The organism is Flavobacterium piscisymbiosum (assembly GCF_020905295.1).
Classification (GTDB): Bacteria; Bacteroidota; Bacteroidia; order Flavobacteriales; family Flavobacteriaceae; genus Flavobacterium; species Flavobacterium piscisymbiosum.
Genome location: NZ_JAJJMM010000001.1, coordinates 2645505 through 2661452 on the forward strand (window position 1 = coordinate 2645505; position 15948 = coordinate 2661452).

Genomic DNA, 15948 nt, shown 5'->3' on the forward strand with positions numbered 1-15948 from the left:
CTTTTATCTAGGTATTGGAGCTCCTCAAAAATAGTTCTGCACATGCCCTTGCATCACTCAAAGCATCGTGATGATTCAACGGTATGCGTTGTTGCTTGCACAAGTTAGCTAAATTTGTTTTGTAAATTTTGTAGGTGCAAAATTTATTATATTCAGGTATTGGAATAGTGTAGTAGTTAAGTGTTGTATCCAAAACTGGAAAATCGAAACCAAATCCGTTGTGAGCCACTACATTTTGTTCTGCGATATATGGTAAAATTTCAGACCATATCATCTCAAATGAAGGCATATGAAGGGTATCGATAAAGGAAATTCCATGTATGCCAGTGAAACGATTCCAATAATAATTATCGGGAGGCTGTACCAATAAATTAATTTCTTTGGTAATAGTTCCGTTTTCAACTCTTACCAGACCCACTTGACAAATGCTATTTCTATAACCTGTTGAGGTTTCAAAATCTATTGCGGTAAAAGTGTCCATTTATACGTATAGATTTGTCATTTTAGCAATTCTGTTTTTGATTTCATTTTGAAGTCGAACAGGGGAGATAACTTTTACATCTGCTCCATATTTCATTAGTTCCATTATAATATCATTAGTGGTATGAATATAGATTTCTAAGAGTAAGATATCTTCTCTTTCTTCGATAATTTGTTGGGATTCGTGAAGAGGAAATGTCTTAATATAGTTTCCCTGTTGATTTGAAAACTGTAAGACTATCTTTTCTGCCTGTGAATATGTTTCTACACCAAAGGCATGTTGGAATTCCTTTTCCACATTATATGAGATCGGTTTGAATTTGGTATCTGTAACAGTAAGGTTTGTTATTCGGTCTAGTCCAAAAGTTTTTACAATATCGTCTTTTTTATCCAGGGCGACCAAATACCAGCGCTGATGAGATTCTTTTATTGCTATTGGTTTTACTTCACGGACTGAATAATCGCTTTCCCAATGTTTTTTATGAGTAAACTTTAGGAGCAGCTGATTTTGAATGGCATGTATTATACCGTAAATATGTTCGGTTCTGGATGACTTTCGTTTTTCCAAAAATACACTAGGAGATAATTTATTTCCTTCTTGTAAAGCGTGATGAATAGAAAAGGCATCTATCATTCGGGTAACCGACTGATCTTCTATCTCCTCTTCGTCAATAGTGTAGGTTTTGTCTTTTCGGTTGTAATTAATAATTATTCCAAAAAGTTCAGTAATATCTTTTTTGTCACGCTCAAATGTTCGTACAGAATATTCAAAGTTAGTATCAATATCTTCATTTTCTAGTTTGCGAATCACATGTTTTTGTAAATCTTTGAAGCTGCAAGGATGACTTCTTAAGCGGTCAATGACGTACAAGTATCTTTTGAAATAGATTAATTTTGACATAGTTATTTAATTTATTTTTCAAAGGTAATTTATTTGTCTGTCAATTCGTGACGGTGTAATTTCTAAATGTATTTAGCAAGATGAATCAACATTTTATTATAAATATTTTAAGATATTCATTATAAAACTTCAAAGCTATTTTGGTAAGTAATTAAAGTCGATTTCTTTCGGAACAGAAAAGTTTTATTTTGATAGGTAGGATAATGAAATAGTAATTGGTCACGATATTTAACCAAATGAAAGCAAATGTTTTCAATAGAAAAATTGTCAATTTTTAGTTCGTAACTACCGATATGGCCAATTGACAGTTGCTCGATATAAATTCCTGATTCAATTATTTCAGTTTTATGAATCATGTTAGTTTCGTATAAAGGAAAAAGCAGGAATTGATTGGCTATATCTTCAATTTTTAGCTTTTTAAGCTTTTTTCCGTCAAGAAGTATTTCAATTTGGTTTTTCGGTGTATCTAATAGACCCAATGTTTTTGATCCAGGTAAATGTTCAAGTGATGGAATACATGAATTTTTAAGATTGTAATAAAAAAAAGGATCGAGCAATGCTTTTGTTAAAGAAGTTTTCATTTTTTTCGCTAGCTTTTCGCAGGTTGCTAAATCCTTATTGGAACACTCAAATTTCTTTAGCATCCAGCTTTCACCATATATGTTGATTTTAAGAATAGGCATTTAAAATTGGTCTTTATAGATTTTTAAAAGGGACGGAAGTCATAGTATGCCAGTTTGAAAATTAACCAACTCTTTTTATTTAATACCTAAGTATCGCCTTGTAATTGTAGATGAAGAGTGAAATTATAAAAGACACGTACGTGTTGTTGTGATTTTTTGTGGTATTATATAGTAAAAGAGAGGATGATTTACCCCCTCTTTTATTATATAGTTAATATCTGCAAGTGTAGAAATTGCCGTAGTAATTAATTGTCTTTCCAACTGGTACGACAATCTTTTTGTCTAGAATTTATGTTTAACTCCTTAATATTCTCACTTGTAATAATACTTACAATCCACTTTGTTTTGAACAATTTATCTATACTATTCCGTGAGTAGTTTCTTACTTAGGGTGCTGGGACTTCGATTTGTAGTATTTAATAATTCGATATAAGGAATTAAATCAGCGATTAAATTTTGACATTCTAAAACAAAATAACCCTTTTCTTCATTGTAGTAAATTCTGGAATCTTTAAAATCTATATTTAAGTTATAAATTAGCCATGAATTATTGTATTGCTCCAACTGTACCCCATTTTTTAAGTATAAGCGACTGTAATTAGTATATTGAGCACTAGAATTTTGTTCGTCAATATTTTTTTTAATTTCGATTGGACAATGGTATCTAAACCAAAAGACAAATGGGTTATTATGGTATGAATTTAAACTTTGATTGTAGAATATTTCAATTTTATTTTCACTATTTTTTGTAAAGATTGGATGATCTAGTATCATTTTATATTCATTTTTCAGACAATACCATAACCAATTGTTTTCATACTGTTGAATATAATTACTAACATTATTTTCTACAAATTCGTTCCAATTCTCAATTTTGCTTTTTGAAAACAATTTAAACAACTCAATAAAATTTGGTGTTATTTCCCCATCAGGTGAAGCTAAAACTCGATGCCACTTTTCGTTCTGTCCAAAAAACCTAAACTCACCGAGGTTTGAATTCCCAAGTTTTACAGAATAGTTACCAAAGCATAATAATAATCGAATGATATCTCGGTAATTTAAAGCGCGAAACATTTCATAGTAATTGGCTACGATGTTTTCAATTTCTTCATTTTTGTATGGGGACAAGTCAAAGTTAAAAATAAGCCCTCTCAGAGTTGGATGATCTTCAAATTCCGATAACAATTCTTTTCTTACATTGTCGTCTTTAAATAGATCATACTTGTTTATTTCATATTGGATATATCGTTTTCTACTTGAAAACGAATTTAAGTCAAGTTTTTTGTAAGGATTTGAAATGTCTATTTTATCAATGATTTCAATGATTTCATTATAATAATCTGTTCTTAATTCTGTTTCTAATGATGTTTTGTTTTTTTGATTGATATTATTGATAACATTTCTAGTGATCCTAATAAAGTCTTTGAGGTCATCAGTTATAGTGATAGACTGTTTTCTGAGAATGAAATTTAGCCAACTAAAAAAAAGTAAGTTTTCAAAATGTGAAAAGGATGCTTTATCAAATATTTTTTGAACAAAGTTCAAAGTGGTTTGGTTAGTAGATACCTTGTTTTTTGCCTTCTTATCTGAGAAGAGCCCTTCAAAATAAGTTTCCCATTCGCTGTAATTTTGTGAGCAAAGCAAATCTAAAAAAGAATTCAAAAGATGCAGATTATCTTCTGAACTGTATATTTTTTCTAGATTACTATCTTTGAAATCATAATTTTCACCAATATTATTTTTAAAGTATAGATATTCCGTGAACTTTTTTATAATTTCTAATATTAAGCTATCACATTTCTTTGTAATTGACTCGATATCTTCTGTTACTTCAATTTGGGGTAAACTTTTTAATGAATATTCCCAGAAAGAATCCAGCCAGATACCATCTATTTTACGAATGAATTCTTTAGAAATTTCTGTTTTATTTGAAATTATATTTTCAAAAGATGCTTTGAAGTTTTCAAAATCAGAAAGAGGTTTACCTCTGGCATTCATCTTAATGTAAAGATTATCTCCTAGACCATATTCGTCAATTTTTAAAAAATGAAATGATAGAGGTTTTTGTTCTGCTTGCGTAAGGGTTGAAAAAGAGATATCTGAAAAAATATTGATTACATCAGTTAATGTGGTTAAAATTCCTTTTACAGTCGGGTCAAAATCCCATTTCAAATTGTACCAGGGTTGGTTTTTAATGACTGAAATTAGTTTGTTAAAATTGTTTGCACATTCTTTTTTTATTTTATTTTGATTTTCAAAATTGTTTATGGATTTAAAAAATTCTTTAGCGGATTGCCTTGTTTTATAGTTGAATTTATCAAGTCCTATTGCGCTAAAATCATCTTTATCTTTAAAGGCAAGAAACCAATGTATGATATATAAGGTGGTTAGTCTTTGTTGTCCGTCTAGTGGAATGAAAGCACTATTTTCAATATATCCATAAACAAAATCTAATTTTAGGGAAGTGTTATTTCCTTCTTGATTTGACTTTAGTACATCATAAATATCTTTTAAAAATTTTTCTCTAATAAAAATTGTTTTATCATCTAACCTCCCTTGTGCATAATCACGTTGAATCATTGGAATTTCTATTCCATTTTCGATAACCAAAGGTTCTAATTGATTAGTATCCTTATTGTATATCGTTATATTGTTATTCAATATGTCTAAAAGTGTATAATTAGCATTCATTAGTTTCTGTTTTAAAGTTTTTTACAAAATTTATTTGATTTTGTATTTTGGAAATATAATCGTCTTTATCTTCTAAAGTCCAGTAGTTTAGGTGTTTTGGATAATCAGAATAATACTTTAGAAATGAATTTTTTGTAGCGACGGGAACAAATACACCTTTTAAATCAAAATTGATTATTGCCTTTCTTTTAACGCCGAAAGCGGTATTGCCAAGGGAAGAGTTGCTTCTAGTGTCTAATAAAGCCATATTTGATATATGATGCTCATCTGCTAATTTCTCAAAAGATATTTTAGATTTTGTGGCAAAATTTTCTGCATTGTTTTCCTCATAAGATAAGGTACTTAGTATTTTAGTTGCTATTTCGTCAAAGATTGATTTAAAATCTTTATTACTTTTGGTGTCCTTTATGCTAACAATAAAGTCTTTAATTTCGATAATTAGCTCGTCGTATGAATTGTTAGTATTTGTGTTTTTTATTATTACAAGATGATCTTCTAACCATTGAGTATATTGATTCTGTCTAATATCAATAGCATTTTGGGGGTGAATATGTTCTAGACTCCATTTTATTTCTTTAAGTTTTAGCTGTTTAAAAGGAAATTTAGTATTGTTGGAATGATAAGATTCCATTACATTGAAAAAAACCAACATTTTTTCAACATTTCTATAATTCGTTTTATAGTTTAATTCTTCCAGGTTGTGATAGCAAAATTTAGTTTCAATTTCTGTAAATAAATATTTAAAAAAATCACTTTTTGTACTTTTTAAATATTCTTTTATTAGTACTAATATATCCACACCGTCCCAAATAAGTAAACCAATTAAATGATAATACTTATGATCCTGAAACCAATCTTGAATAATGGTGAAATATAGATCTACGTCCTCCCAGTTTGTTGTTATAAAATCAAATTTATTGGTCTGAATTGAGTGTGTGTACAGGGGGTAGTAGTAACGAAATACATCATATTCGTCTTTAACTGGATGGGATCTATTTTGGACAATTAATTTAAAAATATAGTCAATTCTAGTTGGTAAGTTTATTTGATTAGGAATTATAAAGTTCCATAAAGTATCATCTTGTAAGGCATATTCAATTTGATTCCATTTATTGGAGATATCTAATTGATAAGAATAAGGGTCTATTTTTTGATTACCATGATTTGCTTTACTTAAAAATAATGCTTTTATCAATTCAGCATTTGTTAGTGGAATTTTACCACTATTTAATCGGGTAAATGCTTTAATCAAATCTTGGCGATTACTCTCTTCAACATCATACCATATTACTTCAACTTTTTCTAATAAAGTTTGAAACATATTCAATTCTATATTTGAATCAATTCTGAGGTTTTTTTTGTCTTCAAACCATTTATTAATTATGAAATATGCATTTGAAATATGTGCAAAATCTGGATTTGAATAATCAAGTTTTCCACTGTCAAGTTCTTTGAAAAATGAAGTGCAATTCGTTCTAATTTCAAAGTCTAATTGAAATTTTTCATCGACAAATCTTTTTAGACGTGTAAGTAAAATATAAATTGTAGTCAATCGTTGTTGTCCATCGATAATTTCAAATTTATTTGGTTCTATTAAGCTAACGACAATAGGTTGTAAACAATAAGATTCCTGCTTAGAAGTAAATACTTCATAAATATCCTCTAACAAATCGATTACTTGTTTGTTTTCCCATCGGTATCCCCTTTGATAGGAAGGGATGAAATATATCTGATCTGAGAAATTAATTTCTTTTATCTTTTTGGTTGTTATCATATTTTATTTTGATACGTTTAAATTCTTAATTACTATTTTAAAGGTTATTTGATTTTAATTCTAAGAAGATGTTTTTGTGACTTTATTAATGAAAAAGGTATATTTTATTATTGAGAAATATTAAACACAATATTCTATATTGTTTAGCTCGAATTGAAACCCAGTTCGATCTTTATATTGTTTATCTACAAAAAAACGAATAGTATTTTTGTTTTTCTCCGGAAATTGCTCTATTGGCAATGTATTTGCATTAATTACGGCAACCTTATATGTCTTATTTGATTGTGTGAAGAATATAAAACAGAAAATGTTATTAAACTTGTTTTTATTAACATCAAAATTCCATAGGCCATTAGAGTCAGAAATTTTGGAGAATGTAATTTGCTTCTTTTCTACTTTATACTTGTTTATAACGACTTCTTTAATTTTATTAATAGAAGATTCTTTGATTGCCTTTTCTATATTTATAACTTCACTGTTCTTTAAATTGTCCAATTCTTGTTGGGTATAGGTATCTTGACCATCTTCATTATCAAATTCATCCAGTAATATTGGGTATTCAGTAGCTATATTTTCTTTACGATCATACTCTAAATGATGTTGCTTACACATTGGTAAGATGATGTTTTCTATAGGCGTGTGTGCTTCAATAAAAAGTTTTTTAAATTCTATCAAGTCGACCTCAAATATATTACTATCTACTTCGTATAATGATAGGATATCACCGATTATTTTTGGACGTTCTTTTCCTTTTAAATGTGCTGCTTCAAGAGGCTTACGTTTATTGCAGCCATCGTGTCTACAGGTCGTATTTTTTTTGAAACTTCTCGAAAGATCGCATACTATATTTCGAGTCATCGGACCTATAAAGTCAATGAATTCTGGTAATGTACCTTCAAATTTTGCCATTGTTTTATTCTTATTTTTATCAGGAAATTTATTCAGAAATCCTGCCTATGTAAAAGATATTACTTTTAATATTTTTTTGTCACGACTTGCTGTTTTCTATTTAATAGAAAACAGCAAGTGATTGAATTCTGTCTTGATGTAAAATATGAGCTGTAATCAATTCAATCCTATAATCCTTTTAATAAATGAGTAATCTCATGGTTGATAGGTGTTCTCAGGATATATTCATATTTATTTTTGGCTGACTTTTCAGCTGTTGGGAAAGAGGCTAGGTAGTCTTTACAGTTATAATCGTATTTTTTGTATAGTTGGTATTCTTGAAGTAAGCCAGTATGCATAACTTCTTTTAGACCTTTGATTTCACTGTTTAGATCGTGCAATAATATTTTGTCGTCATAAATTAGTTCCCCTTCAAGTGTGTTGAAGGTTTTAGAATCTGACATTATCAAATAGATACTAATACCTTTATCCAAATTGTTTTCGATAGGTCCAAATATTTCACTGAGGTAAAGTGGAGTGGTGTCCGTTTGAGTAGAAAAAAAATCTTTTATAGCACTAACAGTCTCTCGATGGCTATCGTAAGTTAAGTCTTTACTTTCCAGTAAAACATCTACATAATTCTGATAAACTTCAAAAGCACGTTCTCTAGCGAGTATAGGTGAATCATTTTTGAAGACTTCATTGATTTCAATTAAATCTTCTGGATTATTTTTAGAGCGAAATAAGTTTCCCTTCACTTGATAGTAAAATTCACTCATCTTATTTCGTTTTATTTTTAATTAAATCAAGATCATTTTTTACCTCAGACTCAAAAATGCTATAATCAATTTCTTCACTGATTAATTTTCTAATGCCAATCGGATCAAAAACTGTAATTTGAAATGAAGTTTCGTATATAATTACTTCACAATAGGGTAGGTTAGTGTTAACTTTTTTAAGGTTTTTAAAATAATTATTATGCACCGTATTGTCATAATAATCATCTGAGTACTCTATTGTAAGCCAATCATACTGTTGTTTCTGTTCTTTAGAAAAAACTATATTTTCTTCCGAATTTTCTTTTAACAGTAGGTATTCAATACCCATTCTTGGAACTGTTATGTTTCCATTTTCTAGTTCTCTTGAAAAAACATTGCCAAGAGCATAAATAGTAAAGTCAACATAGTCCGAAATTGGAATACTTAGTTTCGGAGATGCTTTTAGTTTTGGTTTTAAATCTTTAACTGCTTGGATCCCCGTGTTTAAATGATATAAAAAAAACTCATTTAGCTCTATGGAAATAAGTGTTTTCTCATTTAGTTCTCTCAATAGTAATGCTTTCATGTTTTTGTTTTATATTAATAAAGTGAAATAAATGTTTTGGTTCTTCAAAAATATATTTCCACAATGCCAAAACGTGACGCTGTAAAAATGTGTTTGCATTATTATTTTGAATACGAAATTACTTAACCTTAATTTGTCTATGATTAATGCTTATAGCAATTTTTTAAAATATGACACTATAAGTTTTGTATTCATATTGTGTGAAAAATACATTTACTTGTTTGGCTAAAGTAGAGAATAATTAAATAGAATAAATACGGAAATACGTAAAAGGGTTTGATTTATTTGTGTAAAAATGAGTTTAAAATGGACTCCGTCATGTCCAAGACTAAGGTTTGCCTTTTCCTATTTCAAATTATTAAAATAATGGCGCTTACAAGGCGCCATTATCTGTAAAAGAATAATAGGATTCTGAGGTAATGATCAGATGATCCAATAATTTTATATCGAGGATTTCCCCTGCCTGTTTGATCTTTTTGGTTATAGCTTTATCAGCTTCAGACGGGGTTGTATTTCCTGAGGGATGATTATGGGCAATCATTAGGTTGGTGGCATTGGCTTTGAGGGCTGCCGAGAATATCATGCGAATATCTACGATGGTTCCTGTGATACCTCCTGAGGACATTTCGTAAAGACCAAGTACTTTTAGCGAATGGTTTAAGAAGAGTATTTTAAACTGCTCGAAGTATTCAATTTTCCCTTGATCCCAAGTGGATTGTAGTAAATTGCAGGCCTCTTTTGAGGATTTAATCTGAAGTCTTTCAGATGCTTTTACTCTTGTTTTGTAAACAAGTTCTACTTCTGAGACCATTTGCCAGTTTTTAGTGCTAGTTTCCATGATTTTATATTTTAAATTAATAATGGAACTGCACCCGGAAATCTTCGAGCGAGCGCAAAAAGCAACGCAATAAAGTGCAGCTGCGCCTGTACATTTATGGGGGAATTTTTTGTAGCGAACCGCTGAAGGTTTCCGAACTTTGTGATGTTATTAATAACATATAAATAAAAAACAACAGCCTTTTGAAAACTGCCGGAGCTTCAAGTGTCTGTCGCGCACCAAAATAGCAATGGGTGTCATTACCACCCATTGCTATAGGATTATTAATTTAAAATACTGCTCCCGTTTTTGGCAAACTCCTGACAGAGGTTAAAAGCGCTTTGAGATCGCAGTTGCGCATTACCTCCTAATAAAAGAGATTTTAGTTTGGCTTCTGAATCTTTGTAGGTTCTCACGTTTTGAAAGTACCCCGTCACAGCATTATAAGCCCCGAAAAGTGTTCCTTCGGTGGTAGTCATGAGCTGAGTTTCATCACTCAAAGCGTATTGATAGGCGTTTTCGATAATATTAGAAAAACAAGACGAAAGTTCTTCTATTTCATCATTTTTAAGTTGATTTACAATTACCGGACTCGGTGCCAAGGCCAGTGAAATAAGTTTTTTTACTTCGCTATCTGAGATGCGTACTTTTGCCCAATGGTTAAAAATATTTCCTAAATCAGAGGATAATTGATCCGATATTCCCATGACTTTGTGTGCTTGTTCGAGTCTAGATTGGGCATTGCTGGTATGACGAATGCGAATAGTATTGGTTTGAGTGCGCAGGGCGGCATTAAGCGTATTGGCGCAAACAATACGGATAGGAGTGAAGGCGGCGGTAATACTGCCACTGCCATCGTGGGAGGTGGTGAGAAATAAATATTTTTCGATGAGGTCGTCTTTACCCACACGAATGTAGTCGGGAAGTTTTGCGGTAATAAAAATACGTTCCCCTTTTCCCAAAGCGCCAGCGGTTTCATAAAGGATTCCGTCACCTCCTACAATACTGTCAAAAAAAGAAAAAGCATCTTTGTTTTGTACGATTTGGTAATCTTTACCTACAACACCCAATACCGTTTGGGTATCTGTTCTAAGTGTACTGTATAGATCGGATACTGTAATTTTTTCATTCTCACTATACTCTGTATATAATGGTGTTTTAATCACCTCATAGTTTAGTCCTGCATGCTCAATGGCTTCTGTGCTGGTGGGATAATCAGAGATAATTTGGCCTAAGTTGTGCCAAGGTTTTTCTTTAACAGAAAAGAAGGCATGTTTTTGTGTTTCTTCGTTAAAATGGATTTGATGTGACATGATGTAAATATTTTAGTGAAACAATAATTAAAAGGGAAGATCATCGGGTTTGTCCTCGGTGATAGGTGAGGCAGGTGGGATCAAAGTGCTGGAACTGTCATTCTCTTTTTTTGCAAAAACCAAAATTTTAAGATGGTTGACATGAAAGGTCAAATTTCCCAGAGCTTTTCCTTCTGCATTACAATACACACTTAAACCGATTCTGCCGAAAAGTGAGACCTGAGATCCCCTTTTTAGATAGGCTACTATTTTGGGACTGAGCCAGTAATCGCAATTGATATAGGTTACGATTTGTTTCATTTCTGTACTGCCTTTTGGTTTGTAGGCATCGTTGATGGCAATTGAAAAATTGACCACCTGTTTGTCCTTACTGATTTTAACCAGTGTGGCATCTTTGGTAATTCTTCCAGTGATTTCCATAGGATTATTTTTTAAGGTTACTACTTTTTTTGTTCCTCATCCGCTCTGTAAAAAAATGTTTTCAAAGAAAAAACGGAAAAAAAGAAAGCAAGATGCCAGTAGCGCATCCAGTAGTGAGTGCTATAAGTCCCGAAGGGTGGGCAAGAGCAGCGCAGACCATTATGTGCAGGAGGTATTGGGGCGTTACTATCTTAGCTGCCCTTTTAGTCCGTTTCGAATGAAAATTTAAATTATCTATTCAAGATAGTTGCTTTGAATAATTTGAACTGCTTGGTCGCGAGCTTGGTCATTCCATGGGATTAAAGTCCCTAACCCTTTATCATTAATAGGTTTAGTTTGGTCGCTAGCTTGGTCGTGCAGGGTGTTTAAAAAGGAACTAAGCTTTTCTAAATTAGTAAACGGAACCCTTTCAGTAGAACCTACTATTTGTTCTCTTGCTTCTAGCACCGAAAGAAAATAGGTACTTTGTTGGTCAGTTTCAAAAACAGGTTCGGGTGAATTATTGATTTTGATTGAATTTATTGTATCCAAAAAAACATCTATTGTTGTATCGCTTGAAGTAATAAGGATGAAGAGTTACTAAGTATTCTGATTTATGAAATGGTTCATATCGAACTTCAATTACAAATTTATTAATTATGGCATTAAATAGAGGTGTACTATATTGATGACCTTTGTAATCAATATTAGATTCTAAAGAGATTACTTTTTTAGTCTAAATTTGTCATTTAATAACGGACCTAATTGATTATCTAGTTAGAATTGTCTTTTTTTAATATCAAGTGCAATAGACTTGGATTACTCAGTAATCGTTCCATTTCGGCATGTACAATATCCTGAATATCCTGTTTGATCTGTAGATAATTTCGCTGTACCATGGCATTGTCAATTTTACGAATAGGAGCAATTTCCTGATAGACATCGTGCTCTTTTTTTAGCAACTCATGATCATTTATAATTTCAGAATGAAACGTTTTAAGTTCTATTTTACAATCTGGATTATCTGCAACTATACCTACGAATTCTCCTGAACTAAGTGAAGAAATTTTTGATGCAGGGACGGCAGATTCCAATTGTTTGGAACGACTTATAGAAGTGTCTGTACTATTAATGGAAAGGCTTTCTCGATCCTGCATAATTTTTCCAAAACGCTCAGAGAGCTGTTTGGCAGTATCTCCTGTAACCTGACCACTTATAATGTTTCCTGTAATATTTAATATCACATCTGCCTGTTCACGACCATAATCTTTTCTTAGTTGGCTAAAGTCCTGAATTCCTAAACAGGTTGCCACTTTATTGCTTCTCGCCGTAGCAATTAAACTATCCATATTGTTGAGGTATATTGTAGGAAATTCATCAAATATTAAACTGCTTTTCAGTTTTTCCTTTTGGTTGACTTGCTTGATTAATCGACTTACATAAAGAGATAAAACGGCTCCATAAGTTTGTATTTTCTGCGGGTTGTTTCCCATGCATACAATTTTGGGTTCCAAAGGATTATTAATGTCTAACGTAAAGTCATTTCCTGAAAGAACATAGTAAAGTTGAGCGGAGGAAAGCCTTGCCATGGAAATTTTGGCAGAGGCAACTTGTCCTTCAAGCTGATCCATAACATTTTCGAGATAGGCGCTGACAAATGGATTGATGAGCACTTCGATTTCTTTTTCTGTTCTGAGTAGTGTGAAAAGACCAGCGTAATCCATCTGCATGAGCTCTATAACATGTGGCAAAGTGCAAAATTCCCCATCATTATATTTACGCAGATACCATATGATGGCAGTTAGAAAATTGATGGGGGATTCTACAAAAAAATCTCCTTGTTTTTTAATCCATTCCCTGTTGAGTCCGAGTAAAATAGTACGTGCCGATTCCGTCGCATCAGTTATGTCGGTCATGGAGTTAGGATCTAAAGGATTGCACCTGTGTGTGCGACTCAGATCGTCAAAATTGATGATGTAAAACTTAGGTTCAACTCCATAAAGGTGTTTGTATTTTAGCCAAGTATTATAGGTTATAATGGTTAAGTCATCGAATTTAAAATCATAGACAAACATGCTGAATCCTTTTTTGATATGCTGGGTAATAACATGTCGGATAACAAAATAAGATTTACCAGAACCAGGTGTTCCAAGGACCATTAGAGCACGAAAAGGATTGATAATATTAATCCAACTGTTTCGTACTTTATCTTTTAAATGATATCGAGCTGGTAAATTAACGGAGTATTCGTTTTCAATTAAGCGTTCCTCTTGTGGGAATGTTTCATTTTCTTTATTGAAGATATCTTTATTGTTTAATTTTCTTTTGATAATACGAGATAGGAGCGTGCCACCAGAGAGAATCATTAAGTAACCAGTAGATGTTATTATCATGTACAATATAATTAGGCACTCACCTTGATCAAAGTTTAAAAATAAAATGCAACTGATAAAGTATAGTAGTAATCCTATCAGTATATAATACAAAGCCATTTTGTATTTTAATTTTTCATCTTTTCTTCCTTTTGCTCCTAATAATGAAATAGCCAGAAAACCTAAGGCAAACAGCTTTGATCTATGAAAATTATGGAAAATGCCTGTATTGTTAATGTTGTGTAAAATTCTATCGCTAAATGGGCTCACTAGTTGCCAATTTTTAAAAGCTAAGTAACCGTAATAATAAAAATGTATGCTTAAAAGCAATATACTTATAAGCCTTGTCATATCTAAAATTTTTCTAAGTGCCTGATCATTTTCTCCCGTCTGCATCCCCATGGCTTTATAGTTTTATTAGTTATTAGATTGTCCTTTTCTTTTTCTTTTTTTGTGCCTGTCTTTTAATTGGTTCGAAACATATTCGGCAGCATATTCTGGTTGTAAAATGTTGTCGATTATTTTTTGTAATTCGCTTTCAGAGATAAAGGAATGCGAGTTTTTTAGATTCTCAGACAAAGCCGTTTCTTTAAAATTGGGTAAAGTTTTATGAGTTAAACGAGATTGAATTATACCACAACGTTCTTGTATTGCTTTAGCGGAATAAGCAACACCTAAAGAACTACCATTGAAAACACATTTTGTAGTATGATCTAAGTAAGTAATTCCATAGATAAGACCCTGGGGGCTTTTTCTAGAAATTATGACAATACCTTCATTAAGTAATTTTTTTTCCAAGTCGTTGAGCGATAATTTGATGTTTTTTAAAAATGCTAAATCAATTGTGTTTTTGACTCTTTTCATTTCTGCAATTCGAGTTTTTTTGTTGATTTCAAACTTTTTTTCAAGATTTACTAGTGTTGGTTTGAAATGAAAGCTACTAGCTTTTATAGGGACTCCAATAGGTTTTTTATCATCACTGATTATTTGATATACCAATCCTTTATGCTTAAACATTCTGGAAGTCTCTTTTCCTTGGTGGACTGATATATTATATAGATTTAAAACAGCATTTAATTCACCTATCGTGGTATATCTATAATTTGGAATTACATTGTTTAATATTCCGGCAATTGCTTTTTTTGAATCTGAGGTGCCATATTGAATTTTACTAACATTTACTGGTTTTAGATCTGTTTCAATTTTATTTTTTTTACTCTCGGCACGAACTAAATTGAACATTTGTTCAATTTCTTTTCTGGCAGTTTCAGATTGATTTCTTCCAATATTCTGCATGTCTATTCTTTTACCATCTGATTTTACTTTTATAGTAACGATGTGGATGTGCGGGTGGCCGGCGTCATAGTGCTGGTAGACCAGATAAGGCTGTGAACCAAAACCAATTTTGCTCATGTATGTGCCAGCAATTTCTATAAGTTTCTCTTTTGATAATTCTTTTTCTGAAGGATCAAAATTCAGCGAAATATGTACACTATTTCTCGTTACATTTTCATTGAGTTCCAGTTGTTTTAAAAGAAGGTTCAACTTTATGGCTTTATCCATTTGCACTATGTCCATTGGATAATTTCCTTCTCCAATGCACTCAGCAAAACCAAGAGAAACTTTGTTCTCATTGTAATTGAAAATCGCTCTTATAGAGTGTCCTGTATTTATGATTGCAACCATTTTTTAGAGAGATTTTCAATGTTTTTTTTAATGTGATCGATTGAATTAAAAAGGACTTTTTTTTCTAATTCATAAACGGTAATCCAGTGTTTAAATTCCGGAATTTGATTGAGTGTATGAAGCTTTTTAACAGCCTGATTAAAGTTGTTTCCAACTGCATTTAAATCTTTTCTGAGTAGTATAAGTTCGGTCATTAAATTATCTAGAGATTCATTGCGATATTTCATTACAACAGGTTTCTGTAATAGATTTTTTCTGGCAAAATCACTCATTTTTGGGCAGGTTGATTTTTTAAAAAGCTTTTGTAGTATTTCAAATTCATCCTTACTCAATCTTAGATGTAACCATTTTGTTCTGTTTTTGTTCTCTTCTTTCATCATTAATCTTTTTCATTTCACAAACTATTTTTCTTCTGGTTTCACCGCCAACGAGTTCCGAGTAAAAAGGTGGCAAGATATCGGTTGTGATACAACCGGACATCTTGCAGATTGCAGGAACGTTGCAATCTTTAAGCGTTTTTTACTATTTCCGTATTAATTTCTTACTTGAAAACAGACAAGTTTAAATCTTTTAATAATTCCTGTCATTGGATAATTCTAT

At 31.5% G+C, this 15948-nt stretch carries 15 protein-coding genes; all 15 read right to left on the reverse strand.

The genetic code is table 11. The annotated features are described in order from the left end of the window. Positions 1-7: 7 nt before the first annotated feature. The 15 genes from LNP81_RS11515 to LNP81_RS11585 all read right to left on the reverse strand — a co-directional run bounded on the left by LNP81_RS11515 (position 8) and on the right by LNP81_RS11585 (position 15725). Positions 8-481, reverse strand: coding sequence for an exonuclease domain-containing protein (locus tag LNP81_RS11515; RefSeq protein ID WP_230035948.1), 474 nt, complete (start codon positions 479-481; stop codon positions 8-10). Continuing rightward, the gene (locus tag LNP81_RS11520) at positions 482-1291 is read right to left on the reverse strand and encodes a helix-turn-helix transcriptional regulator (RefSeq protein WP_230035950.1); all 810 of its coding nucleotides are present in this window, start codon (positions 1289-1291) and stop codon (positions 482-484) included. A gap of 209 nt (positions 1292-1500) precedes the next feature. Beyond that, positions 1501-1962 carry a hypothetical protein gene (locus LNP81_RS11525; RefSeq protein WP_230035952.1) on the reverse strand — a complete coding sequence of 154 codons (462 nt, stop codon included), beginning with the start codon at positions 1960-1962 and terminating at the stop codon, positions 1501-1503. A gap of 465 nt (positions 1963-2427) precedes the next feature. Continuing rightward, the gene (locus tag LNP81_RS11530) at positions 2428-4755 is read right to left on the reverse strand and encodes a DUF262 domain-containing protein (RefSeq protein ID WP_230035954.1); all 2328 of its coding nucleotides are present in this window, start codon (positions 4753-4755) and stop codon (positions 2428-2430) included. Further along, positions 4745-6529 (reverse strand): DUF262 domain-containing protein, encoded by a 1785-nt coding sequence (locus LNP81_RS11535; RefSeq protein WP_230035956.1) that lies wholly within the window; start codon positions 6527-6529, stop codon positions 4745-4747. The genes LNP81_RS11530 and LNP81_RS11535 overlap by 11 nt, the downstream gene beginning before the upstream one ends. Positions 6530-6649: 120 nt before the next feature. Then, on the reverse strand, positions 6650-7438 hold the full coding sequence (locus LNP81_RS11540; protein WP_230035958.1) for a hypothetical protein: 789 nt from the start codon (positions 7436-7438) through the stop codon (positions 6650-6652). A gap of 167 nt (positions 7439-7605) precedes the next feature. Beyond that, positions 7606-8196: a hypothetical protein gene (locus LNP81_RS11545; protein ID WP_230035960.1), complete on the reverse strand. Its 591-nt coding sequence runs from the start codon at positions 8194-8196 to the stop codon at positions 7606-7608. A gap of 1 nt (position 8197) precedes the next feature. Continuing rightward, positions 8198-8761 carry a hypothetical protein gene (locus tag LNP81_RS11550; RefSeq protein WP_230035962.1) on the reverse strand — a complete coding sequence of 188 codons (564 nt, stop codon included), beginning with the start codon at positions 8759-8761 and terminating at the stop codon, positions 8198-8200. A gap of 373 nt (positions 8762-9134) precedes the next feature. Beyond that, a complete protein-coding gene (locus LNP81_RS11555) occupies positions 9135-9599 on the reverse strand; it encodes a JAB domain-containing protein (RefSeq protein ID WP_230035964.1) in 465 nt (154 codons plus the stop codon). Between the two features lie 263 nt (positions 9600-9862). Then, positions 9863-10891, reverse strand: coding sequence for a DUF932 domain-containing protein (locus LNP81_RS11560; protein ID WP_230035966.1), 1029 nt, complete (start codon positions 10889-10891; stop codon positions 9863-9865). Between the two features lie 27 nt (positions 10892-10918). After that, a complete protein-coding gene (locus LNP81_RS11565; protein ID WP_230035968.1) occupies positions 10919-11311 on the reverse strand; it encodes a single-stranded DNA-binding protein in 393 nt (130 codons plus the stop codon). Between the two features lie 234 nt (positions 11312-11545). Then, a complete protein-coding gene (locus LNP81_RS11570; protein ID WP_230035970.1) occupies positions 11546-11842 on the reverse strand; it encodes a hypothetical protein in 297 nt (98 codons plus the stop codon). Positions 11843-12063: 221 nt separating this feature from the next. After that, positions 12064-14058 carry a conjugal transfer protein MobC gene (gene mobC, locus LNP81_RS11575; RefSeq protein ID WP_230035972.1) on the reverse strand — a complete coding sequence of 665 codons (1995 nt, stop codon included), beginning with the start codon at positions 14056-14058 and terminating at the stop codon, positions 12064-12066. 21 nt (positions 14059-14079) lie between these two features. After that, complete coding sequence (locus tag LNP81_RS11580; protein WP_230035974.1) at positions 14080-15348, reverse strand: relaxase/mobilization nuclease domain-containing protein; 1269 nt, start codon at positions 15346-15348, stop codon at positions 14080-14082. Then, the gene (locus LNP81_RS11585) at positions 15333-15725 is read right to left on the reverse strand and encodes a plasmid mobilization protein (RefSeq protein WP_230035976.1); all 393 of its coding nucleotides are present in this window, start codon (positions 15723-15725) and stop codon (positions 15333-15335) included. The genes LNP81_RS11580 and LNP81_RS11585 overlap by 16 nt, the downstream gene beginning before the upstream one ends. Positions 15726-15948: the final 223 nt, after the last annotated feature.

What these genes read in the sequence shown, in the direction of transcription:
- LNP81_RS11530 (WP_230035954.1), bottom strand. Translation starts at nt 4,755, where the DNA reads ATGAATGCTAATTATACACTTTTAGACATATTGAATAACAATATAACG.
- LNP81_RS11555 (WP_230035964.1), bottom strand. Translation starts at nt 9,599, where the DNA reads ATGGAAACTAGCACTAAAAACTGGCAAATGGTCTCAGAAGTAGAACTT.
- LNP81_RS11515 (WP_230035948.1), bottom strand. Translation starts at nt 481, where the DNA reads ATGGACACTTTTACCGCAATAGATTTTGAAACCTCAACAGGTTATAGA.
- mobC (WP_230035972.1), bottom strand. Translation starts at nt 14,058, where the DNA reads ATGCAGACGGGAGAAAATGATCAGGCACTTAGAAAAATTTTAGATATG.
- LNP81_RS11560 (WP_230035966.1), bottom strand. Translation starts at nt 10,891, where the DNA reads ATGTCACATCAAATCCATTTTAACGAAGAAACACAAAAACATGCCTTC.
- LNP81_RS11540 (WP_230035958.1), bottom strand. Translation starts at nt 7,438, where the DNA reads ATGGCAAAATTTGAAGGTACATTACCAGAATTCATTGACTTTATAGGT.
- LNP81_RS11550 (WP_230035962.1), bottom strand. Translation starts at nt 8,761, where the DNA reads ATGAAAGCATTACTATTGAGAGAACTAAATGAGAAAACACTTATTTCC.
- LNP81_RS11535 (WP_230035956.1), bottom strand. Translation starts at nt 6,529, where the DNA reads ATGATAACAACCAAAAAGATAAAAGAAATTAATTTCTCAGATCAGATA.
- LNP81_RS11580 (WP_230035974.1), bottom strand. Translation starts at nt 15,348, where the DNA reads ATGGTTGCAATCATAAATACAGGACACTCTATAAGAGCGATTTTCAAT.
- LNP81_RS11565 (WP_230035968.1), bottom strand. Translation starts at nt 11,311, where the DNA reads ATGGAAATCACTGGAAGAATTACCAAAGATGCCACACTGGTTAAAATC.
- LNP81_RS11525 (WP_230035952.1), bottom strand. Translation starts at nt 1,962, where the DNA reads ATGAAAACTTCTTTAACAAAAGCATTGCTCGATCCTTTTTTTTATTAC.
- LNP81_RS11585 (WP_230035976.1), bottom strand. Translation starts at nt 15,725, where the DNA reads ATGAAAGAAGAGAACAAAAACAGAACAAAATGGTTACATCTAAGATTG.
- LNP81_RS11545 (WP_230035960.1), bottom strand. Translation starts at nt 8,196, where the DNA reads ATGAGTGAATTTTACTATCAAGTGAAGGGAAACTTATTTCGCTCTAAA.